Genomic DNA, 21,558 nt, shown 5'->3' with positions numbered 1-21,558 from the left:
CAAGCTATTATAAAAAAACACCCCAAACATTTAGTATTTGGAGTGTGGTTAGATGATTCAAAGATCACCAAAAACAATCAATCTATTGTATTGTTCTAAAATTGAATTTTATAATTGATATTTGGGAAGATTCCGCCCTGATAGAGATATTCTATTTTTTCGGTTTCTACATTATAAGCTTGTGTAAAAATATTGTTGTAATTAATGACATTCTGAATATCTATTCCTATGGTATGCGTCATTTTTTTCATGTTAATTTTGTAGCTCAACCCAAAATCCAAACGAACATAAGGAGCTACTTGCTCGGTGTAATCTTTCTTATCAACATAAATCGCACGCCCCGCTGCTCTAGATTGTTCTACATCTACAGGCGTATATCGAGAACCACCTGCCAAAATAAACTTGCTGTTAAGCCCAAAGGTATTATTTTTGTTTTTGCCAACCTTAAATTCTTTTCCTCCCAACAATGAAATATTGTAGTTGGTATTAAAGCGAGTGTTGTACCAATTGCCATCTTTCGCCTGATATTTAGAATCATAAACAGAAGCCGTAAATAGGATATAATATTGCTTGCTAAAGAATTTTTCAAAGGTCAAATCCAATCCAAAATTTCGTCCCAAGCCTTCACTTACCATTCCTTTTGCATTCAATACTTCAAAAATATTGGTCGTATTCAGGATGGTTAAGGTGCTTTCTGTTTCATTTTCAACAGGTACATCATACAAATATTGATAATAGGCTTCTATTTTCAGATTTATATCTTTGCTAATGGCAAAATCATAGCCCAATACAGCATGTACTGCTTTTTTAAGCTCCAAATTTTTGTTGCCTTCTTCCAAGTTGGGAACTTCTACAAAGTAATAAGAAATATCTTCCATTCTTGAATGAATTCCTCCCCCAACACTAATAGAATGCTTAGGGGCAAAATTCCACTTGGCAGAAAGACGAGGCTCTATAGCGTATTTTTTATTTAAGGTAAGGTAAGAATAATGCAGTCCTGCGTTAATGCCCCAATTGGTATGTGGGCGATATTTCCAGCTCGCATAAGCTTGCAAAAGTTGGGTAGCACCTTTGTTATCCAAAAAAGTTTTTAGCCTTCCTGTGTTTTCATCCTTTCTTTTTACATCATAACCAAAATTCAGTTGATTAAACACCACCCCTGCTTTAAGGGTGTTTTTTGCTCCAAATTTGTGGGTATAAGCCGTTGTTGCTCGAATACTATATCGGTTGAATAAATTGGCTCCCGAAACATCTTTTTGGTAATCATCCTGAGCAGCTAATTCATAATATTCTGACTTAGATTGTTGCCCAGATAAAGCAACCACTGTTTTTAAATAACTATTTTCACTAACAATAATACGATGAGACAAACCAACTACGCCCATTTTTCCTTTAGCATCATAGCCGTCATTATCGCTTGCTTTTTCCCATTTTAGAGAATCTTTTTCAGGGTTTAGATAAGCCGTATTGTCGCCGCCAATCCCCCAAAGAGTAAAGGTTCCTGCCTTGCCAGCAGGCAAATTAATTTTGAAAGATAGATCTTGATAAGAAGGCAAGGCATCCCCAACTGGATTGAGCCCCATTGCTTGTACCAGTCCCAAGGTAGAATAGCGGTAATTGATCAAAAAAGAAGCTTTGGATTTCTTGCTAAAATAACCTTCTGCGGCAGCTTCTATTCCCAAAAGACCAATTCCAAGGGTAAATTCATGCTTTTGATTGTTTCCGTTTCTCAGATTCAGATCAAATACACCAGACGTAGCATTTCCATATTCCCCAGGAAAAGCCCCTGTAAAAAAATCAGAAGTAGATAGTGTATTGGAATTGAGCATACTCACACTTCCTCCTGAGCTACCAACATCTGCAAAATGGTTGGGATTTGGAATTTCAATGCCCTCCATGCGCCAAAGTAATCCACTTGGAGAATTACCTCGAACCACAATTTCATTACTCAAATCAAAGGTTCCTCCTCCAACACTGACTCCTGCATAATTAGTGACCATTCTAGAAGGATCGGCAAAACTCCCTGCATAACGCCCTGTTTCTTCTACTGAAAACGACCGAGCACTAACGGTCGCCATTTCATTGAGCGCTGCTGCTTTGTCTCGATTATTCTCTGCCGAAACAACCACTTCTTCCATATCTGCGGTAGACTCTTGCATTTCGATGGTTAAGTTCAATTCCTTTCCTGAAGATAGCGTAATACTGCTCAATACAACAGGTTCATACCCCAAATAAGTAACTTCTATGTTCAAACGCCCTACGGGCACTTTTTCAATACGAAAGTCTCCATCAAAGTCCGTTCCCCCTCCTAACAATTGGTCGCCACTTTGCACTTTTATTGTTGCTCCAATCAGCGCCATTTTGGAGTCTTGATCTACGACTTTGCCATAAATAGCTTGGGTATGTGTTTGTCCTTGTACTTTGTTAATTGCTAACAAAAAAATAAATAGTAATACTAAATAATTAATGCTTTTCATTTGGATAGTTTTTAGTTGTTTTTCCTATTTTGCTCATTTACATCATCCTGATAAGCGCTCTACAGGTAATTATAACATGAAACCATTAGGCATAGCGATGCTATTCTGTTGCTCGATGAGCAACAAGTTGTTTTGTTATTGTAGTTTGTTTTGTTATTGTTGAAATAAGAAAGCCGATTAGAGCATGCCTAAGTAACGTGCAGTCCAAACAATGTCTATTTGTTTATTAAGGTTTGCCTCCTTATTGATACTGCATCGCAACTCTTTTAATGGCATGCTCCTAGTACAGTGTGTACTTAGCCTTCTAGGAACTTAGCAATTCCTATCTAGAATCGGACTCCTCCAGTCACTCCTACCCACATTTTGACGTTGGTAGAACCATTCGTTTCGTCAAAGAAACTATAGGGCATTAAATTAGAACCATATTTGCCTGTGTCTGGATTGTACAGTTGGGATGTATGCACATTAAACGTTGGTCCTATAAACACATTAAAATGTTTCGCAAGTTGATAATTTATCGTAAATCTAAACTGTCCTGTTAAGTTCAAAGCCTGTGTCCATGCTTTGTTTTCGTTGACATGCAAGCCAACTAACTCAACATTAGCATGCCAGCGCTCGCTGAATGGAATAACACTTCCAACACCATAACCTAGCGCCCAAGAACTTGGGGATATATGTCCTCCTACTTGAAGGATATTGTAAAACTTTTTGGCACCAAATTTTAATCCTAAGGTCAAATACATGGTTTCACCTCCTGCTACTTCCAGTCGGTTGTATCCATTCTTGCGAACAATATTGATAAAACCAATGGGAGCACCTTCTATGCTATCCACAATATTAATGAAGCCAATTTGGGCTCCTTTTACATTCTTCCCGATGTTAATGAACCCAATTTGAGTACCTTTTACTTCTTTAGCAAGGTTCAGCAAACCAGATACTTGTGCGCCCTTTACATCCTTTCCACTATTGGATATGCCCGCCAATTGTAAGCCGTTTACATGAGTAGATAAATTACTAATACCTGAGCCTTGAATGCCATTTACATGGGTTGCAATATTTGAAATACCAGCAAACTGTCCACCATTTACGGCTTTTGAAATATTAAAAATTCCCGAAAATTGCCCGCCACGAATATTGCCTCCTATATTAAAGATTCCTGTACTCTGAAAGCCGTTTACATTCCCTCTACTAATGTTTAACAAGCCACTGGTTTGGAGACCATTTACATTGCCTCCTACAGTATTAAATAAAGAGGCCATTTGTATTCCATTTACATCCCTCTTGATGCTGTTGCCCAACAGCCCCACTTCCATTCCGTTCACCCCTCCATTTACGCCCCATAATAAATTAATAGAGAGCGCATTATTTTTATCTAAATTACTTCCATTTGTGCTTAAGAACGGAAAGATAGAAATTTGAGCGGCCTGTGTTTTATATGTCGTTTCACTTTCTTCTGTCTCCATCAGAACATCGTTGTTGTCAGAGGCTACTTGTGCCTGAGAGACCGTAGTAAGCCCAATCAATAATAAGATGCTATTGAGCCAAAATACTGGCGTTTTTCTTAGTGTACTTGTATTTGTTTTCATTTTTTTCTTTTTTAAGAATGACATAGCTCTCCCACCCTAGAATGCTGTAAAGCAGCAAGAGCGTCCTGTTGTTTTTAAATAATGGTACTTCGTCAACGGCATAACACTCCCATTAGCCAATTTTAAAAAATCGACTTTAAGTAATATGCACTTACATGCTCAGTAAAAATGGTGTTGTTTGCTTTATTTCATATAACCAATAGCATTAAAACCTTAATCCAATGACTCCCCCAATCCACATTTTTAAATTGGTGCCTTTGTTGGTTTGATCAAATAAGGTATAAGGCATAATACTAGATCCATATACTTGTTTATTGGTATCGTATAAATTCGAGACTTGTGCATTAAACGTTGGTCCCCAAAAAAAACTTACTTTTTCAGTTAGTTTGACATCCATGGTTAATTTAAATTGATTGAGTAAGTTTAATTTAGTTAGCCAAAAGACCGCTTCATTAACATGAGAACAAACTAGTTCTATATTTAAATGAATATTCTCACTCAAATCAAATAAAGTTCCTACTCCTAAGCCCAACGACCAAGAATAAGTATTGTCGCTATTTATTCTCCATCCTCCCTGTATAATATGATAATAATGCCTAGGTCCAAATTTGGCTCCTATATTGATATACATCGCCTCGCTTCCCGATAATTCAAATCGATTGTAGCCATTTTTTTTGACAATATTAATAATCCCCAATGGCGCTCCTTTTATCGTGTCAACAACGTTAATTAATCCAATCATAGCCCCCTCTGCCTTTTTGGCGACATTAATAATTCCAACTTGTCCACCAATCAATTTCCGAGTTGTATTGACCACTCCAAACTGCATTCCTTTTACCTTTCTAGCGATATTAACGGTTCCCAACTGAGCGCCTTCAATATTTTGAGCCATATTAAATAAACTGGCAATTTGAAATTGAGCCTTCGCACTCATGTTAAATCCCCCTGCAAATTGCACGGCACTCTTCCCCCCCCAAGCAATATTTCCAAGCCCTCCAATCTGAGAACCAAACAACTTTCCGTTCGCAAAGTTAAATAAGCCCGAAACCTGAAATCCATAAACATCTGTAGCAAGGTTACTCAAACTACTCAGTTGCATACCGTGCAAATTTCTTGCAATATTGGCAAGCCCTCCAACCTGGGTTCCAAAAATATTACTCCCCAAGTTAAAAATTCCTGCCAATTGAATTCCCATTACTTTTCCCTTTGTCAGGTTTAACATTCCCGACACTTGAAGCCCAAAGAGATTTCCTTTTACAGTATTAAATAAATTGGACAATTGCACCCCTCGTACATTGCGAGTAATGGTATTACCAACAATCCCAACCTCTAGACCATTCACACCGCCGTTCACCCCCCAAAAGAAATTTAACGACAACACATTATATCGACTTCTGTATTTGGCATTTGTTGCTAAAAAAGGCAAGATAGAAAACTGTCCCACAGAAGTTTTATTCTTTTTAGCACCAGAAGAAACATAAGGCGTTCTTTCGGATGTCAAGGCATCTTCGTAACGAACCTTACCCGTTATACTCTCTGGCACTAAGGGTTCTATTTCATTGATGGTAATAAAACTTCGCTCTATTTTTTCCTCTGGCTCAACCAATGCCTCTGTGCTACCAATCAACTCAGAGTGAATGTCAAAATCGAACAAGGTTCCTCGCTCTAGCGTTCGTTTACTTTGTTCCTCCCTTTTTTCTTCCCGCTTTTTTTTTCGTTTTTTTCGCTCTTTTCGCTTCCGATCTTTCGCCTTGCTAGGCTTAAGTACCAATTGAGAGCCAATGGTTGCATAAGCAATGTTGTTCTCGCTAAACAACTGATCCAATGTCGCTTCCAACGTCTTTCCCTCGCTGTGAAAAGATATTTTTCGATCCAGTTTCAGATAGTTATTACTATAAGAAAACTGTAGATTATAGTTGGCACTAATTTCATCCAAAACTTCTTTTAGAGAAATTTCTGAAAAATGTACTTCAACCTGTTGAGCATATAATTTCCCAAAGGATAACAGGAATAATAAGATAATTATATTGATCTTGTTAATCATGTGAAAAATCAATTTTGAATGAACAGATTATTCACATCCTTCACCACTAAGGATATATTTTTTATCGACTTCTTCTACCTTCAAATCTGTTGGAAAGGTAAAAGCTATCGTTTCAAATATTTGCCCTAAATTTGGATCTTTAAATTGACCTGTATAATAACAATTTAGGAGTTTTTCGTCACTCTCGATCTCTACATCAAAATACTGTTCTAAGGTTTCAATCACCTCCATCCATTGGGTATTATCAAAAACCAACTCCTGCGTTTTCCAAGCGATTGAATTGACGCCCATTTGGGTCTCTTTTTCTATTGTATTAGCCTTTACATCATAAATTGCTGTTTCATTGGGCAATAAAAACACTTTTTCTTGACTTCCTTTTAGTCCTTCAACCGCTACTTTTCCTGTTAATACCGCTACTTCTACATCTTTATCTTGGTAAGCACGAACATTAAAAGAGGTTCCTAACACTGTTGTTTTAGTGGTTGTGGTAATGATTTCAAAAGAGGCACCATTCTGTTTGGTCACCTCAAAAAAAGCTTCTCCTTCCAAATGTACTTTCCTCGTTTTAAAATCTTCTTTATAAGAAAGGCTTGATCCCTCATTTAAGACAACAACAGAACCATCAGGCAGCGTAATTTCTTTTTGTTCCTTTTTGCCCGTCTCTATCTGTGCCATTGGAGCTTCAACCACCTTATCATTTTGATAAGCCCACCAAAAACTCAAAGCAAGCAAACCAACCATTGCAGCAGCAGCCGTCCAACTCCGTAAACTTCGTACGATTGTATGTTTTACAGGAGGCTCTTGGTTTATTTTTGTTACTAATTTATCCCATGCCGAATTGGTATCAATGGACAAATCCTCTGCATAATGTTCAGACCAATCCCACACTTTTGTAATTTCTTCTACAAAAGCCTTATTTTCTTCTTTGCTTTTAATCCATTCTTCTAATAAATCTCGCTCACTAGTAGAAGCCTTATTCGCTAATACTTTATTAAGAAGGTGAAGATATTTGTTGTCGTTTTTGTCCATTATATTTTTGCTTTCTATAAATAAAGATGCAAATTTTCTGTCCCCCCCCCATAGCAAATTTACTTTTTAAATAAAAAAAAATAAAAAGCCGCACAAGTGACTATTTTCCAACTTATTATTATTAATTATTTTCTATTAAAAGTAAAGCATAAAAACAGGGAAAACGCTACTTAGATAAGATTTCAGGTGGACTCTAAGTATTTTTAATGCTTTGGAGATTTGATTTTCGACTGTCTTAGGGGAAATTTCTAGCTTTTGGCTAATTTCTTTGTAGGAGAGCTCCTCAAAACGGCTTAGCATAAATACCATTTTGCATTTTGGAGGAAGTGTATCGATTACCTTATAAATTTCTAATTGCAGCTCATTATCCATATACAAATCTTCGCTACTAATGGTAGCCAAACGATGCTGGTCTGACACCTCCTCTATGGTATACTTTTTATGTTTTCGAATATAGCCCAATGCTTCGTTAACAGCCATTCTACGTACATAAGCCCCTAGCGGTCCATCGACACTAATTTCATGACGTTTTTCCCACAGACGCATAAAAACATCTTGTGCCAAGTCCTCAGCGATTCCCTGATCGGATACGATGCGATAAATTGCTCGGTACACTACAGGATAATGTTTTTGAAAGATCACTTTCAAAACAGTTGGATCATCCAATTTTAATCGCTGTAATAAATCGTTGTTTGTATCCTCTTCTTCGAGCATTAAGTCTTGTAGTTATTGCTTCACTAGTTTGGGTTGACAAAACTGTCATCAATAATCGTTATTAAATATAACGTAAATTGAAGGTAAATTGATAGGTATTCGAGCCAAACAAAGTTACACAATATTTCTTGCAGCTAAAAAAGTCAAAGCGCTTTTATAGCAACTACTCGTATATTTGATAAGGTATGATTATTCAAAATTCTCCCTAGTATTAGGCCATAAAAGAATTAAAATTAAAATACCATCCATTGTTATTCCCCTACCCGTATCAATTCCATTTCGTAAATTAAGATTGAATTAGGAGGAATGTTTTCTCTTCGTTGATTGCCATACCCTAAGTGAGCAGGGATATAAGCTCTTATCTTTTCGCCCTCTTCCATTAGGGGGATTACTTCTTGCCATCCCTTCATTACCCCTGTTAGCTCAAAACGGATAGGCTGTCCAGCTTCAACAGAACTATCAAAGACTTTCCCATCGGTTAAGGTACCATGATAATGCATTGTTACTTTATCAGACATTCGATTAATTTGCTTGCCTGAACCTTCCTTTAGCACCTCATATTGTACCCCACTTTCCAAGCAAATGATAGTAGCTTTCTTTTTATTTTGAGCCATAAACTTCCGATTATTGGCCAACTGCTCCTCTGCTGCTTCATTTTTTAAGGATTTAAATTTTTCTGTTACAATCGTTTGAGCAGCTTCTGCACTTAGGGCTAAATCATCATTATTTAGAGCAGCAATTAGCCCCTGCTGAAAGTGTTCTAATGAGACTTCCTTTAAGGTTATGTTGAACTGTTTCCAATTGGTAGCCACAACAATACCATAGTGAAAAGCAAATTTTTCTAAGGCTTTTTTATTCGAAATAGTATTAGGCTTCGGGGGCTTATTTTCACTCAATCCCAACTCTAGTAATTGGGATTGCAGTATTTTTTGAGCTACTTGTTCGGTAATGGCTGTTTTTTCCGACATAGAGCGCTCAATTCCATTTAGGATTTCTTCCATTGGAATCAATGCTGTGGTTAAGCCTAATTCCTTAAAATTATTTCCCAATAAAATACCATAACTATAAGCAAAATCATCTTTAGATACTGGTGTACTTTGTTCTTTACTTGCCTTTTGTGCCTTAGCACCAACAGCTATTCCTGCTAAAAAAACAAGAATCAATACCACACTATTTATACCTTTCATAGTTCTATTATTTATTGCTTGTTATGCCCCTATTTTTATAGCCCATTCTCTAAAGATTTATTTACCAATTCGAATGAGTTCTATTTCAAAAATCAGAATAGAATTGCTAGGAATTTTGCCTTCTTGACGCTCTCCATAACCCATATTAGGCGGCACAACAACACGCCATTTATCCCCTTCTACCATCAATGGTAAGACTTCTTGCCAAGCGGGAATAAGATTATTTAATTTAAAAGTTGCTACCTTATCTCTTTCTACAGAACTATCAAAAACCTTTCCATCTGTTAAAGTACCATGATAATGCGCCGTTACCCAATCTTTTGCACTAGGGCAAACCTTCCCGTATCCTGCCTCCATGACTTCATATTGCACCCCACTATCTAGGCTAACAACAGTATCTTTTTTGCTATTGGCTAACAAAAAAGCTTCATTTTCTGCCTTCTTTTTCTCTGCACGTTTGCGTTTAAATTCCTCTATTTTTTTGCTCATATTATATTGCCTTAGGTCTTAAGTAACTACGTATCATCAATTCTGTGTAGTTACTTAATTTTTTAGAAGCTACTTTGTGAATAAAAAAATGCTTAATGAGATTTCATTAAGCATTTTTTGTTTTTTTGTTAGGCGTAAACCGTTCCTTTATAAAGTTCATCACGCTGAACTTTTACTTTTTCATCCTGTAGGTACTCATCATACGTCATTAACTTATCCAACATGCCATTGGGTGTAATTTCAATAATTCTATTGGCAACGGTTTGTGTAAACTCATGGTCATGAGAAGTAAAAATCACAATTCCAGGATAGTCAATCAAAGCCTCATTCAACTTAGTGATAGACTCCAAATCCAAGTGAGAAGTAGGCTCATCCAAAATTAAAACATTGCCCTCTTCCAACATAATTTTAGACATCAGACAACGTACTTTTTCTCCTCCCGAAAGTACATTACAACTCTTTTGAGTTTCTTCACCAGAAAAAAGCATACGCCCCAAAAACCCTCTTATAAAGGTTTCATCTTTTTCTTCTGAATATTGACGCAACCAATCTACTAGATTTAGGTCTGAATCAAAATATTTGCTATTTTCATTGGGCAAATAAGACTTGGTAACCGTTACCCCCCATTCAAAATCTCCGCCATTCGCTTTTTCATCTTCTTCTCCTGCCAATACTTGAAATAATTTAGTAACAGCCAAGGAGTTTTTAGAACGAATCGCAATTTTATCGCCTTTCTCTACCGTAAAATTCAATTTATCAAATAAAGTTGCATCTCCTAGCACCTTATTTAAGTTATTAACCGTCAAGACTTGGTTTCCTATCTCTCTATTTTGTTTAAAGATAATACCAGGATAACGACGAGAAGAAACCGAGATTTCATTTAGATCCAACTTCTCCAACGCTTTTTTACGACTAGTAGCTTGTTTTGCCTTAGAAGCATTCGCAGAGAATCGTTGGATAAACTCCATTAATTCCTTGCGTTTTTGGTCATTTTTCTTGTTTTTGTCTGCTTGTTGGCGACTCAACAACTGGCTAGTTTGGTACCAGAAGGTATAGTTACCCGTTGACAATTTAATTTTCTTATGATCAACATCCGCAATATGCGTACAAACAGCATCCAAAAAGTGACGATCATGCGAAACAACAATAACTGTATTCTTAAAATCTGCTAAGAAGTCCTCTAGCCACATAATTGTCTCTGCATCCAAATCATTGGTAGGCTCATCCAAAATCAAAATATCAGGATTGCCAAAAAGAACTTGCGCCAACAATACCCTCACTTTTTGATTGGTATTTAGCTCAGCCATTTTTTTGTAATGATCGGCCTCTACCACCCCCAAGTTGCTCAACAAAGTCGCTGCATCACTTTCTGCGTTCCAACCACCCATTTCTTCAAACTGCTCATTTAGCTCCCCAGCTCTAAGACCGTCCGCATCGCTAAAATCCTCTTTTAAATAAATGTTATCCAATTCTATTTTGGTAGCATATAATTTGTCATGACCCATTATCACCGTATCCAAAACGGTATACTCATCATAAGCAAAATGATCCTGTTTTAACACCGTCATCCGTGCATCTGGCTCTTTCGCCACATGGCCTAAAGTAGATTCAATTTCGCCCGATAATATTTTGAGAAAGGTAGACTTTCCTGCGCCATTAGCACCAATAACACCATAGCAATTGCCTTTTGTAAACTTAATATTGACTTCATCAAAAAGAACTCGTTTGCCAAATTGCAATGAGAGATTACTAACTGTTAGCATAAGAATATTTGTGGATATGAGTAGATCTATTCAGCCGATAAAAACCAAAAGATCCCTTTGTTATTAAGAAAATTCATGCAAATTTAGTCATTTTTAATGGAACATAAAAAATTCATTCCCGAATAATATTGCTCTTTTTCCGATTCGTCTATATTTGCAGACAAAAGAGCGCAATTATTTTTTATCAAAAGTCTCACCTAAGTTTAAATATGAGTTATATCCCTGCTGTCATCCTCCTTATGATTATCTACATGGCTTCATTGGTTGGTTTCATAACCCCTCACCAACAAGCTTGGTACTTATTCTATACCCCTTTCTTCATTTTATTGAATGCTATTTTGCTAGGGATTTATCACAAGAATTGGAATAAAACAACCCTTCAGTACATTTTATGGAGTGCTACGATAGGTTTTCTAGTAGAGTTATTGGCCGTTCAAACAGGATTCACTTATGGTGATTATCAATTTGGAGATACGCTTGGTTTTTCGTTACTAGGAGTTCCCTTAATCATGGCAGTATATTGGTTGGTACTGGCTTATTCTACCGCCTGCCTATCGGCAAAACTTCCCGTCAATAACTCCGCACTAAAAATAGGCACTGGTGCCCTACTAATGGCTGGGCTAACGGGGTTGATTCAGCAGGTAGCCACTCCACTTGATTTTTGGTCCTTACAAGGTAATGGTAGTTTTTTTAGGTTGATTGGGATTGTATTTTTAGTTGGGTTAGGCTTGCAATACCTTTTTATCCGCTTAAAAGTAAATTCTAAAAATCCTATTGCCCTTTATGTTTATGGAGGATTAGCACTCTTTTTTACGGGGCTGATTAGCTTTCTTTAAGGTAGATACCTGTTACAACAACGAAAATCAAAAAATAATATGCTCCAAGCAGCATATTTATTCCTTTTAGAGTTATAGTTTTTACAGCTCAGGGCGAATTCAACAATAATTAACCATACTATATGCACCAACTTTACACCTTCTATTTATCACTCAAAAAAATTTATTGTTGTGAAAAAACAGTTTGTGTTCAAGTATTGTGCGATACATTTAAAAGTAACGTGGATGCTTTGGGGAATGTTAATTCCTATTTTTGATAGCCAGGCGCAATTCCATATTGGTGCTGAAATAGGCACTGCTATTTCAGCCGTTGTTCCCTCTAATCAAAGCATTCCAGTATACGCTCAACGCATTAGCCCTAGAGCAGGGCTCTATGGAGAGTTGGATGTTCATACCTTATTTTCTTTTAGAACGGGGATTTTTTACTCCTTACGAGGGTTTGAATTTGGGATTTTCCCCAATAACTATAATACCGATAAATTTTGGGATTTACATTGCTTAGCAATTCCCCTTATGCTTGTTTTTAAGCCCTCCAAACAAGTGCAAGTTGCTTTAGGGCTTGAATGGAGCAATGTTGTTCATACCAACCTTCCGCTAATTCAAGTTCCGAGCCTTTTATTTGGCCTTCGAGGAGCATGTGGCTTCCACATTACAAAGCAGCTTCGAGTGTCAGCCTATTATACCTATAGCCTTACCAAATTATTAGAAACAACTGGAGTAAGTCCAAGCCAAAAGGCTTTTTATAATAATATTTTGGCGGGTATTAGCATGGCTTGTGTCCTTACCACTTTTCCTAAAAAAATCAAAAAGGCAAAAGAGTACTGCCCTCCTTATCTCTAAGGAAAAAACATCCTTTTTCTCTACCCGATGATTTTTGTAAAAATAGATAGAGCTAGAAAAAGCCCATGCTGTTAAATTTTAAAAACCGTCGGGTAGAGTAGCATCCTTTTTATTAATCATTATCACGAAATCTATTTTATGCAAAAGATATTATTTATTTTTTTGATGGCCTTGCTGTCTCCTACCCTTACAATTGCTCAATTCGAAATAGGGATTGAATGGGGGCATCACATAAGCAATTATATCCCTCAAAAGCAAAGCTTTAACCAACCTGCCGTCAACAACAACATGGGGTTAAAAGCAGGTTTTTTCATCGAGCAAGATTGTGCTGACTTTTTAGCCATTCGCATCAATAGTTTTTATAAATTCAGGTATTTTGTACCTGGATTTGCCCATCATCTAGGCAGAACTTATGGTGGAATTCACTGTTTTAGTCTGCCGATCAAGGCGATTTTTAAGCCTGGTAAAATTGTTCATTTGGGGTTAGGGGCAGAACCAATGATTATTTCAGGTCCCAATACCCCCAATAAAACCACTAGTTTTCATTTCGGGCTTTGTACAGAAATTGCATTTCGAATCAAAAAACTAATGCGGCTATCTTTTTATTGCAATTATGATTTTGTCCCTGTTCAATTTGACAACTACCCTAAATCCAATAATCTTACTGCTGGAGTTGCCTTTGCTGTTGCCTTTAAAAAGTTCAAAAAACGACGCATCATCTACAGTCCTGGTTGATAATCAAAGTGCTCGTTACCACAAAATAACATTACTTAAATATATTTTCTTTTAATAACTTTCGTTTTTTAGAAAAATGGCGTTACTTTGGAATACACACTGATTCTCAGGTTATTAAAAATAAAAACATGAAGGAGCAGGAATATTCCCAAAAGTCTGACTCTAGTAGAGCCACAGCCAATGACAGTGCTTATAAAGTAACCAATTTTAATGAATTTGTAGACCATAGTCCTGAAGCAAAAGAAGCTCAAAGGCTACAAAATATGGTCGATAATAGTCAAGAAACGACTCAAATGCTAGAATGGCAAAACAAGGTTGCCACCTCAGAAGCTCAGCAAGAAATAGAAAGCCCTCTCAAAGAATTGGAACAAAAAACCGTCCAAGGTCGGGCTACCCAATTGGTAGAAGATTATTCTAACTGGTTTGGGAATAATTATGTGCTGGAAAATTCACTAAAATACATTGATTCTGATGAGATGCGAGTGGATGGTATTATAATATCATGGAAAATTGATGGCAAAATTCAAACAATGACCTATACCTATGAAGAAAATAGGACTTTTCCAGAGGATATGCCACAATTTGTAAAAAATGCTATTGTTTCATTAGATCAACTTTATTCAGCAGAAGCAACACAAATTGATATAGGAAATAAGAATATTGATATAATGGGAGCCTTTATGGAAGGTAGTGACCATAATATTACTATAAAAGAAGGGAATATTAATAGCTATGACCCTGAGACAAATACTATCTTTTTTAATGACGATGATGGAATTTTATTCAGAAAAGATTTATCTAAAGGTTACGTAGGGGATAATGTTGGAATGAACTCTGCTTCTTCACAATTGGGACACGAGTTTATTCATGGCTACAATGATGAGTTTGATAATAAAAACTATGATGATCGAAGAAAAGAGAAATACGAAAAAGGTAAGGATAAACCATTTTTTCCAAATAAAGAAGAAAAAGAGACTACTCTTAATTGGGCAAATCAAATAAACAAAAAACTAGGACAGGAAAAAAGAACAAATTATATGAAAGTCAATTATCCTACAGAGTGAGGTGTACCCCATTTATAGGACCATTTTAAGCTGATTTTAAATTTATTAGATATTTTTCTTCCAAAATCTCCTCACAGAAATTTTGGGAGGTTTTGGAAGGGGAATATCGGTCACAAGGACGTTCATCGTCAATCCCCATGTGTCTTCTTTCCCAGTTATATTTGTTAAAATACTTTTTCATTCCTGTATGCAATGCACTTCCATCCAAATACTCTCGAATATAAGCATCTTCGTATTTCACAGACCACCATAATCGTTCAATAAACACATTATCGATACAGCGACCTTTTCCATCCATGCTAAATTTAATTCCATAATCTTTGGTAACACATTTGACAAATTCTTTAGATGTAAATTGACTACCTTGATCTGTATTCAAAATTTCTGGTTTACCATATTTTTCTATCCCTTCTTCCAAGGTGTTTTTGCACCAAAGAGCATCCATTGTATTTGATATTGACCAAGACACTACAAATCGACTGTAAAGGTCAATAACCGCAGTTAAATATAGAAAACCTTTAGGCATGGGAATATAAGTAATATCCATTGCCCAGACTTGGTTAGGTCGTTCTATTTTTAAGCCTCTCAGCAGATAAGGAAAAACTTGATGGTCTTCTCCTTTTCCTGGTTTTGACGTCTGTGGACCTGGTAAAATGGATCGCAAGCCCATTACAGAATAATACAATCGATTAATACGCTTTCGATTCACCTTAAAACCTTTATCCGCCGTCAACCATAAATGCATGGCACGAGCTCCTTTATAGGGATGCTTTAGGTAATGTTCATCCATTAATCGCATCAACTCCATATTTAATTCGCTCTCTTCTTTTGGTTGATAATAAATACCAGAGCGATGAATACCTATCAACTTGCATTGACGGCGAACACTCAAAATTGGGTGATTAGAATTAATATGTTGACGCTTCTCGGACAAGGGCTTTATTTCAACACTTTTTTTAAAAAATCATTCTCGACTTTTAGCTTACCTATAGTCTGTAAAAGTTTGTCTTTTTCCTTCTCCTCCTCGGTCTGCTTAGAAGTTGGTTTTTCAAATATGTCTTCTGCTCCTTCCAAAAATTGTTTCTTCCATGTACGAATTTGTGTTGGTGCAAGCTCATATTTTTGAGCTAACTCTGATAAAGTAGATTGCTCTTTTAGAGCCTCTAATACTACTTCTGTTTTGAACTTTGCTGTGAATTTTCTTTTCTTCATAATCACTAATTTAAGCTTTTTTTCCGAACTTAACTAGTGGTCCTATTTTTGGGGTATACCGTAGAGAGCCCAACTTCATTAAAATTTGCAAAAGAAAAGAAAAATTAGCTATGAAAAAATTAATTTCTCTTGTTTTAGTTTTTCTATTTATTTCTTGCAAAAGTAATATAATTATATACCACCACGATACAAGCAAATATGATGGAGGAGAAATATGGGGAAGCAATCTACAGTTGTTTTTTAAAGAAAATGATGATATTTCCGTCCATAAAATAAATTCAAAAAAAGTTTATAGAGAACTGTATGAAATAAAAAAAAACGTATTGTCAAGGGGAGATAAGATTCATCATATTAAATCATTAAAAGATTATAAAGAGCTTGAAGATGATGATGATTTTTATTCTTATCTATTTATTCTAAACAAGAAGGATACATTATATGCCAATATAGCTCTTAGTATTTGGAGATATGGTAATCAAAAACTAACGCTAGAAAGCTCAGTAGAGAATTTTTTGAAGGAACAAGGTATTTCGCCTTAGGAGTAATTGTGCTAGTAACTTTTGCACCACAGGCATAAGCTGATCTAAAAAATGAATAAATTACTTTCAGGAGAGCAGTAATCTTGCGTTAAAATTTATCTTATTTTTTGCCCTGTGCTTGTTTCAATTTATACAAAGCAATATTTCTACGTTGTTCAAATTTAGTTTCAAAGCGCTTCTTTGCTTCCTCCATTTCAGTAAAAATACGCTGTTCATAAATCTGAGTAATCGTCTTATTTTCTATTAGCTTTTTTATATGCTGGTGATAGTTTGCCAATGAATAAGGGCTCGCTTCTTCGTAAGAGATTCTGTGAAGCGTAGAGGGCGTAATTCCCATAATTTGAAAGGCATCTTTCCCTAAATATTGAATGGGGGAAGACTCCACTTTAGAGGTTTGATTGCCGTATAAATAAAAGGTATCATTTTTAATTTCGTAAGAGTACGAATAACTATTGGGTGCTTGATAATGATAGGAATACACCTTGGCTTCATCAATTAATAGCTCACAATAAGCAGTATCACCAACCATATAGCCCCACTCTCCTCTACACGTTTCTTTTAAATCAATGGTCTGACAACTGCCCAAGCCTGATAAAACCAGTAGACTAATAATAAGGCGTGACATTTTTATTTGAGTTTAATGCGCTAAAATCGATTTAATGGAGTAGCGAACTACTGCTTTTGAGCATTTTTATAGACAAACGCCCTGTACATAAATGCTACTGGTAAAAATAGGAATAAATAAAACAGCTGCTTTGGCTGAAGTTGTCAACCCCGACAAATCACCTTTTATTTCCCAATTGTCCCAATCCTCTGACGTATACGTTCTAAATGTTGCTGTGACATCTCCTGACACTTGCCAATAATCCCAATTTTCGGAAGTATAGGTACGAACCTTTAAGTTCATACCACTGCCTGTAATAGTCCAATGATCCCAATCTTCAGCAGTATTGGTTCGAATCCTAAGCGTTCCATAATTCACTTCCCAATTGTCCCAATCTTCTGAGCTGTAGGTTTTGATTCTCCCCGATTGTCCGTCTAGGTTGTATTCCCAATTGTCCCAATCCTCTGAACTATAGGTTTTAATTCTCCCTGATTGTCCATCTAACGTGCACTCCCAATTGTCCCAATCCTCTGAACTGAATGTTCTAAGTCGATCCGAAGGGTCTATAATCGTATTATTAGAGCCTAACTGACAGCTAAAAGCTAAAAAACTTGCGACAATAAGCACAAAAAACTGTTTCATAATGATTCAAGATTATGTTATTCTCTCATTTGCACACCATAATCGATCAGCCTCCTAAGAAATTGGTTTCAATATATTTCATCATAAATAAAATAGCCACTGCCAAAAAAGCTACCCAAATAAAGGTAGGAACTTTGTACTTGAAGCTAAATTTACCCAACATAGCTTCTAAATTTTTGCGAACAGTCTCATCTAACTTTAACTTTAAGCCTTGTTTGAGCATGGCAGAAGCTCCATCACTGCGTCCAAAATTTTGAGTTAAAACAACAGACAGTTGATAGATCTCATTTCCAATCAAATTGCGAGCAGCATAAAAATAATCGGGCAACATATTGTATAACTCAATGGTTCTATTGGGTAAATAAGACAATAATTCCCGTTCAGACATGTGATGCAATTCTTGCTTTGCCTGCAATTTTTTTAGTTCTTTGATGGTCGTCTCGACATAAAGATTAGCATGCCGATAACATTGCTCTTCAAAATCACCAACCATTGGCAAACTAGCAGCAGACAACAACGCTAAGGTTTCTTTATCCTGTGTCTTAATTGCTTGCAATAAGGTTTCTCCATATTGAAAACCAAAATAAGGCGCAATAAATTTAAAAAAATCGGCATCTTGTACCGAAGCAAGATTTACCTTATTCCTAAAATAATTTAGATGCCCATATTCCAAAAAATTAAGTAATTTCTTATGTTCGTAAATTGAAATATGATATTGGCGAGTATAGAAATTATCTAATTCTCTTAATAATTTTAGAACATCTTGTTTTATTAGCTTATTATTTCCAATATAGACTAGTTCTGTTTCCTTATAATGCTTAATTTGTTCACTGATTCGCTCCCTATTCGCTTGCAATACCTCTGAATTAGCATCTAGTGGTAAATTGAATAATTTGAAAGGGCTAAAATAAACAGACATAACCTATTAGGTTTTTAGACGATGACACAAATATCTAAAATACAATAATTAATAGAGAAAAACTAAGTTTTTCATTGAGATTTTACCGATGACATTCAAAATTAACCAACAACTCCAAGAATTGCTCTTTGCAACAGCTTATAAAATGATTGGAGAAATTTCAATTAGCCAAGATATAAGCCAAGAAGCCATTCGCAAATATTTGTCGATGTCAAAGCCTGCTTCTAGCATCCATAATCCTCGTTCCTATGTAATAAAAATAGCGATCCACCTCAGCATTGATTATTTGAACAAAAAGAAAAAAGAACGAGAAAATTATATTGGAACTTGGCTCCCTGAACCGATTGTGCATCAAGAAAAGGCATTCCATCATAAACTAGATTTAGATTATGGCATTACGGTTATGTTGTCTAGGTTGAGTCCCAAGGAGAGAGCTGTTTTTATCCTCAAAGAAAGCTTTGATTATAGTTATCAGGAATTATCAGAAACACTTGACTTGCGCATGGACAACTGTCGCAAGTTATACCAGCGTTTAAAGCAAAAAATAAAGACTCCTTCCAACAATCAAACAGCGGAAAATGAGGCTAAAAAGCAACTTATTCAAGCTTTTATCAAGGCTTCCCAAACAGGACAATTGGACGGTCTTATCAACGTCCTAAAAGAGGATATTGCTCTCTATTCTGATGGTGGGGGCAAAATTAGTGCAGCTAAAAACGTTCTTCATGGAATTGATATTTGTAGCAAATTCTTGTTGGGTATTTATAATAAATTCACAGAACGCCCTCGCATTGTTATGACTGAAATTAACAATGAACTAGGTTTTTTAACTTATGTTGGAGAGCATTTAATTTCCATTGGTTTATTAGAACTTGATGCCCACAAAATTAGCAAAATTTATTTTATCCGAAATCCTGATAAAATTCATTTCGTTTAATGGAAGTTATTTAAACCAACAACAACAAACCCAAGCCCAGCAACATATAGCGTTTTAATTGCCCACTAAGGTCAGTATAGTCTAATTTGGTCTTTGCTTTTTGGGTTTTGTAAAGCAAAAAAAAGAGCCAAGGTATTAGGCAACTCATGATGTAGACGAAGGCTAATAACAGCCCATTTTGATATAAAAAAAGCCCTTCCCAAAACAAAAGGATAAACAACAGCAACAAAACCAATAGAATTCCTTTTTGGGCAGTGGCAAGACCGTATTGGATGGGCAACGTTTGGCAGTTCATTTTCTGATCGCCTTCTACATCTTCTATATCCTTAACCAGCTCTCTTGCCAAAGTAGACAAAAAAGCAAATGCAGCATAACTTAAAAGAATCGTTTGCCAATAGATCGTTAAAAAACTTCTTTCGATCCACCAAAATTCAACAATAACCAACGCACAAAGCAAGGCAACAACTAGATTCCCAATCAATGCTTGTTTTTTCCATTTCTTAGAATAAAAATAGAGCAATAAAATAGCCGTTAAAAAGAAAAGTCCGATCCCCCACTCTCCTCCTATTAATGCAAGCCCCAATGCCAATAGATTCAATAATACATACCCTCTCCAGGCAGCTTGCTGGGTTAAGACTCGACCAACAACAACTCGTTTAGGTTTATTAATCGTATCTATTTTCACATCCAAAATATCATTGATAATATTGCCTGCTGCGGCAATGCATAGGGTTCCCCAAAACAAAACCCAAAAACTAATTTGCTTCCATGATATAGCAATAATGACATAATTCAACAACAATAAACTAATCGCAATAATCAGGAGGTTGGGCCACCTAACCAAACGACCAATGGATTTAATTTGTCTAAAACTCATCGTCTATAAAATGATTATAAGCGGAATCTTCCCAATTATTACTTTGGGTGATCTTGGGTTTTTCTTTATTTAGTTCAATCTTTAGTTTGGGAACCGCTTCTAATGCAGTTCCTACTTGCTCCAAAACATTCAAGCTCTTGGTCAATTCTTTATAAAGCCCCGTAACAATAAATTGATGGGTTGCCTCAAGGTACATCTTATCTTCAAAATAATTGACGGTTGACGGCAAGGCTAAATAAATTTTATCTTCGATAAAAGCTATTCTAAATGCCGTTTTCCATTGTTCAGACAACTCAACAATGGTCTCTAAAAATGCAGTGGTTAATACCTGCACGGCTTCTTTATGGTTGTTGCTATAAGCAACATATTTTTGCTTAAACTCAAGGGGCTGATTGGCAATTTGAAGTGGATTGTATTTAATTTTTGGGGGCTGGTTTTTATTCGATGAAATGGGTGCAATCCAGTCTAAAGGATCGTTTATTTTTTTAGGAAAAATTAAGATTTGCCCCTTCATCTCAACAGGATTTTTCATCACAAAAAATAAGCCCTTAAAATAAAGAAGAGAAGCACTATGTTCTCCCATCAGATGAATTTCTGAAAACTGAAATGGGTATCCTTTTGTGGTTTGTCCCTTAAAAAAATCTTCGCCTCTAAAATCATTGACTTTCCCTAAGATTCTACTTTTTTCGAGTGTAAATTTAAAAACCACTTTTCTGGGACGATATACCACGGTCGGATTGATCATTTTGACCACCCGTTTTATAATATTATTCTTATATTCTTCCTTATAATCATTAAAAGGGTCTCCAATTGCAAAACTTCGAAGTACCAATACGAGGATAACCGATACAATTCCCAACAAGAGGCACCATTTAGCAATCAAGATTGTTGACAAAAAGGTTAAAAACATTAAGAAGGTAGCTATCCCATAATAAATCGTCCCTTTTTCCAGACGCTCCAAATGTTTTTGACGTTGCTGTTCTAGATCCACTAAAGCAGGTTGGACTTCATTTACAATTTTTTGTTGATCCATCTTTTGATATTCATTTCGCTGCAAAAAATTGCAT

Annotated in this window: 21 protein-coding genes; 6 read left to right on the top strand and 15 right to left on the bottom strand. The window is 36.0% G+C overall.

The features are described from left to right. Positions 1-95: 95 nt before the first annotated feature. The 8 genes from AsAng_RS04885 to AsAng_RS04850 form a co-directional block, all read right to left on the bottom strand. On the bottom strand, positions 96-2,477 hold the full coding sequence (locus AsAng_RS04885) for a TonB-dependent receptor (RefSeq protein WP_264791673.1): 2,382 nt from the start codon (positions 2,475-2,477) through the stop codon (positions 96-98). A 326-nt stretch (positions 2,478-2,803) separates the two neighbouring features. Beyond that, positions 2,804-4,063 (bottom strand): hypothetical protein, encoded by a 1,260-nt coding sequence (locus AsAng_RS04880; RefSeq protein ID WP_264791672.1) that lies wholly within the window; start codon positions 4,061-4,063, stop codon positions 2,804-2,806. 205 nt (positions 4,064-4,268) lie between these two features. Beyond that, positions 4,269-6,107, bottom strand: a complete 1,839-nt coding sequence (locus tag AsAng_RS04875) for an STN domain-containing protein (RefSeq protein ID WP_264791671.1) — start codon at positions 6,105-6,107, stop codon at positions 4,269-4,271. Between the two features lie 27 nt (positions 6,108-6,134). After that, a complete protein-coding gene (locus tag AsAng_RS04870) occupies positions 6,135-7,136 on the bottom strand; it encodes a FecR family protein (protein WP_264791670.1) in 1,002 nt (333 codons plus the stop codon). Between the two features lie 135 nt (positions 7,137-7,271). Beyond that, positions 7,272-7,850 (bottom strand): RNA polymerase sigma factor, encoded by a 579-nt coding sequence (locus tag AsAng_RS04865; protein WP_264791669.1) that lies wholly within the window; start codon positions 7,848-7,850, stop codon positions 7,272-7,274. 251 nt (positions 7,851-8,101) lie between these two features. Further along, complete coding sequence (locus tag AsAng_RS04860) at positions 8,102-9,037, bottom strand: FKBP-type peptidyl-prolyl cis-trans isomerase (protein ID WP_264791668.1); 936 nt, start codon at positions 9,035-9,037, stop codon at positions 8,102-8,104. Positions 9,038-9,094: 57 nt separating this feature from the next. Next, on the bottom strand, positions 9,095-9,526 hold the full coding sequence (locus tag AsAng_RS04855) for an FKBP-type peptidyl-prolyl cis-trans isomerase (RefSeq protein WP_264791667.1): 432 nt from the start codon (positions 9,524-9,526) through the stop codon (positions 9,095-9,097). Between the two features lie 128 nt (positions 9,527-9,654). After that, positions 9,655-11,289 (bottom strand): ABC-F family ATP-binding cassette domain-containing protein, encoded by a 1,635-nt coding sequence (locus tag AsAng_RS04850; protein WP_264791666.1) that lies wholly within the window; start codon positions 11,287-11,289, stop codon positions 9,655-9,657. 209 nt (positions 11,290-11,498) lie between these two features. On the opposite strand from AsAng_RS04850, the gene AsAng_RS04845 reads away from it, so the two are divergent. From AsAng_RS04845 to AsAng_RS04830, 4 genes are all read left to right on the top strand, one after another. After that, on the top strand, positions 11,499-12,125 hold the full coding sequence (locus AsAng_RS04845; RefSeq protein ID WP_264791665.1) for a carotenoid biosynthesis protein: 627 nt from the start codon (positions 11,499-11,501) through the stop codon (positions 12,123-12,125). A 171-nt stretch (positions 12,126-12,296) separates the two neighbouring features. Next, positions 12,297-12,965 (top strand): PorT family protein, encoded by a 669-nt coding sequence (locus tag AsAng_RS04840; protein ID WP_264791664.1) that lies wholly within the window; start codon positions 12,297-12,299, stop codon positions 12,963-12,965. 138 nt (positions 12,966-13,103) lie between these two features. Beyond that, positions 13,104-13,700, top strand: coding sequence for a hypothetical protein (locus tag AsAng_RS04835; RefSeq protein WP_264791663.1), 597 nt, complete (start codon positions 13,104-13,106; stop codon positions 13,698-13,700). Positions 13,701-13,828: 128 nt separating this feature from the next. Further along, positions 13,829-14,764 (top strand): type III secretion system effector protein, encoded by a 936-nt coding sequence (locus tag AsAng_RS04830; RefSeq protein WP_264791662.1) that lies wholly within the window; start codon positions 13,829-13,831, stop codon positions 14,762-14,764. Between the two features lie 25 nt (positions 14,765-14,789). Here the strand turns inward: AsAng_RS04830 and AsAng_RS04825 are convergent, their stop codons facing one another. Together AsAng_RS04825 and AsAng_RS04820 are read right to left on the bottom strand one after the other, a co-directional pair. Then, positions 14,790-15,698 carry an IS3 family transposase gene (locus tag AsAng_RS04825; protein ID WP_264791661.1) on the bottom strand — a complete coding sequence of 303 codons (909 nt, stop codon included), beginning with the start codon at positions 15,696-15,698 and terminating at the stop codon, positions 14,790-14,792. Between the two features lie 5 nt (positions 15,699-15,703). After that, the gene (locus AsAng_RS04820) at positions 15,704-15,976 is read right to left on the bottom strand and encodes a transposase (RefSeq protein ID WP_264791660.1); all 273 of its coding nucleotides are present in this window, start codon (positions 15,974-15,976) and stop codon (positions 15,704-15,706) included. Positions 15,977-16,086: 110 nt separating this feature from the next. Between AsAng_RS04820 and AsAng_RS04815 the strand changes: the two genes are divergently transcribed. Then, positions 16,087-16,515 carry a hypothetical protein gene (locus AsAng_RS04815; RefSeq protein WP_264791659.1) on the top strand — a complete coding sequence of 143 codons (429 nt, stop codon included), beginning with the start codon at positions 16,087-16,089 and terminating at the stop codon, positions 16,513-16,515. Between the two features lie 100 nt (positions 16,516-16,615). On the opposite strand, the gene AsAng_RS04810 is transcribed toward AsAng_RS04815, so the two are convergent. The 3 genes from AsAng_RS04810 to AsAng_RS04800 form a co-directional block, all read right to left on the bottom strand. Further along, the gene (locus AsAng_RS04810) at positions 16,616-17,140 is read right to left on the bottom strand and encodes a hypothetical protein (RefSeq protein ID WP_264791658.1); all 525 of its coding nucleotides are present in this window, start codon (positions 17,138-17,140) and stop codon (positions 16,616-16,618) included. A gap of 66 nt (positions 17,141-17,206) precedes the next feature. Next, the gene (locus AsAng_RS04805) at positions 17,207-17,761 is read right to left on the bottom strand and encodes a hypothetical protein (protein WP_264791657.1); all 555 of its coding nucleotides are present in this window, start codon (positions 17,759-17,761) and stop codon (positions 17,207-17,209) included. A gap of 46 nt (positions 17,762-17,807) precedes the next feature. Continuing rightward, on the bottom strand, positions 17,808-18,680 hold the full coding sequence (locus AsAng_RS04800; protein ID WP_264791656.1) for a hypothetical protein: 873 nt from the start codon (positions 18,678-18,680) through the stop codon (positions 17,808-17,810). 88 nt (positions 18,681-18,768) lie between these two features. On the opposite strand from AsAng_RS04800, the gene AsAng_RS04795 reads away from it, so the two are divergent. After that, positions 18,769-19,614, top strand: a complete 846-nt coding sequence (locus AsAng_RS04795; RefSeq protein WP_264791655.1) for a sigma-70 family RNA polymerase sigma factor — start codon at positions 18,769-18,771, stop codon at positions 19,612-19,614. A gap of 10 nt (positions 19,615-19,624) precedes the next feature. Here AsAng_RS04795 and AsAng_RS04790 read toward each other — a convergent pair whose 3' ends face one another. Both AsAng_RS04790 and AsAng_RS04785 read right to left on the bottom strand, forming a co-directional pair. Further along, positions 19,625-20,491, bottom strand: a complete 867-nt coding sequence (locus AsAng_RS04790) for a geranylgeranylglycerol-phosphate geranylgeranyltransferase (protein ID WP_264791654.1) — start codon at positions 20,489-20,491, stop codon at positions 19,625-19,627. Next, on the bottom strand, positions 20,481-21,524 hold the full coding sequence (locus AsAng_RS04785) for a DUF3137 domain-containing protein (protein WP_264791653.1): 1,044 nt from the start codon (positions 21,522-21,524) through the stop codon (positions 20,481-20,483). The genes AsAng_RS04790 and AsAng_RS04785 overlap by 11 nt, the downstream gene beginning before the upstream one ends. Positions 21,525-21,558 lie beyond the last annotated feature (34 nt).

The organism is Aureispira anguillae (assembly GCF_026000115.1).
GTDB lineage: Bacteria > Bacteroidota > Bacteroidia > Chitinophagales > Saprospiraceae > Aureispira > Aureispira anguillae.
The sequence above is the reverse complement of the archived record's forward strand: the minus strand, read 5'-3'. Positions and strand labels throughout refer to the sequence as shown.

Bases quoted from the DNA above. Each gene is read 5' to 3' on its own strand.
- AsAng_RS04845 (WP_264791665.1), top strand. From the start codon at position 11,499: ATGAGTTATATCCCTGCTGTCATCCTCCTTATGATTATCTACATGGCT.
- AsAng_RS04850 (WP_264791666.1), bottom strand. From the start codon at position 11,289: ATGCTAACAGTTAGTAATCTCTCATTGCAATTTGGCAAACGAGTTCTT.
- AsAng_RS04805 (WP_264791657.1), bottom strand. From the start codon at position 17,761: ATGAAACAGTTTTTTGTGCTTATTGTCGCAAGTTTTTTAGCTTTTAGC.
- AsAng_RS04830 (WP_264791662.1), top strand. From the start codon at position 13,829: ATGAAGGAGCAGGAATATTCCCAAAAGTCTGACTCTAGTAGAGCCACA.
- AsAng_RS04865 (WP_264791669.1), bottom strand. From the start codon at position 7,850: ATGCTCGAAGAAGAGGATACAAACAACGATTTATTACAGCGATTAAAA.
- AsAng_RS04885 (WP_264791673.1), bottom strand. From the start codon at position 2,477: ATGAAAAGCATTAATTATTTAGTATTACTATTTATTTTTTTGTTAGCA.
- AsAng_RS04855 (WP_264791667.1), bottom strand. From the start codon at position 9,526: ATGAGCAAAAAAATAGAGGAATTTAAACGCAAACGTGCAGAGAAAAAG.
- AsAng_RS04800 (WP_264791656.1), bottom strand. From the start codon at position 18,680: ATGTCTGTTTATTTTAGCCCTTTCAAATTATTCAATTTACCACTAGAT.
- AsAng_RS04875 (WP_264791671.1), bottom strand. From the start codon at position 6,107: ATGATTAACAAGATCAATATAATTATCTTATTATTCCTGTTATCCTTT.
- AsAng_RS04815 (WP_264791659.1), top strand. From the start codon at position 16,087: ATGAAAAAATTAATTTCTCTTGTTTTAGTTTTTCTATTTATTTCTTGC.
- AsAng_RS04785 (WP_264791653.1), bottom strand. From the start codon at position 21,524: ATGGATCAACAAAAAATTGTAAATGAAGTCCAACCTGCTTTAGTGGAT.
- AsAng_RS04860 (WP_264791668.1), bottom strand. From the start codon at position 9,037: ATGAAAGGTATAAATAGTGTGGTATTGATTCTTGTTTTTTTAGCAGGA.
- AsAng_RS04835 (WP_264791663.1), top strand. From the start codon at position 13,104: ATGCAAAAGATATTATTTATTTTTTTGATGGCCTTGCTGTCTCCTACC.
- AsAng_RS04880 (WP_264791672.1), bottom strand. From the start codon at position 4,063: ATGAAAACAAATACAAGTACACTAAGAAAAACGCCAGTATTTTGGCTC.
- AsAng_RS04790 (WP_264791654.1), bottom strand. From the start codon at position 20,491: ATGAGTTTTAGACAAATTAAATCCATTGGTCGTTTGGTTAGGTGGCCC.
- AsAng_RS04870 (WP_264791670.1), bottom strand. From the start codon at position 7,136: ATGGACAAAAACGACAACAAATATCTTCACCTTCTTAATAAAGTATTA.
- AsAng_RS04810 (WP_264791658.1), bottom strand. From the start codon at position 17,140: ATGTCACGCCTTATTATTAGTCTACTGGTTTTATCAGGCTTGGGCAGT.
- AsAng_RS04820 (WP_264791660.1), bottom strand. From the start codon at position 15,976: ATGAAGAAAAGAAAATTCACAGCAAAGTTCAAAACAGAAGTAGTATTA.
- AsAng_RS04795 (WP_264791655.1), top strand. From the start codon at position 18,769: ATGACATTCAAAATTAACCAACAACTCCAAGAATTGCTCTTTGCAACA.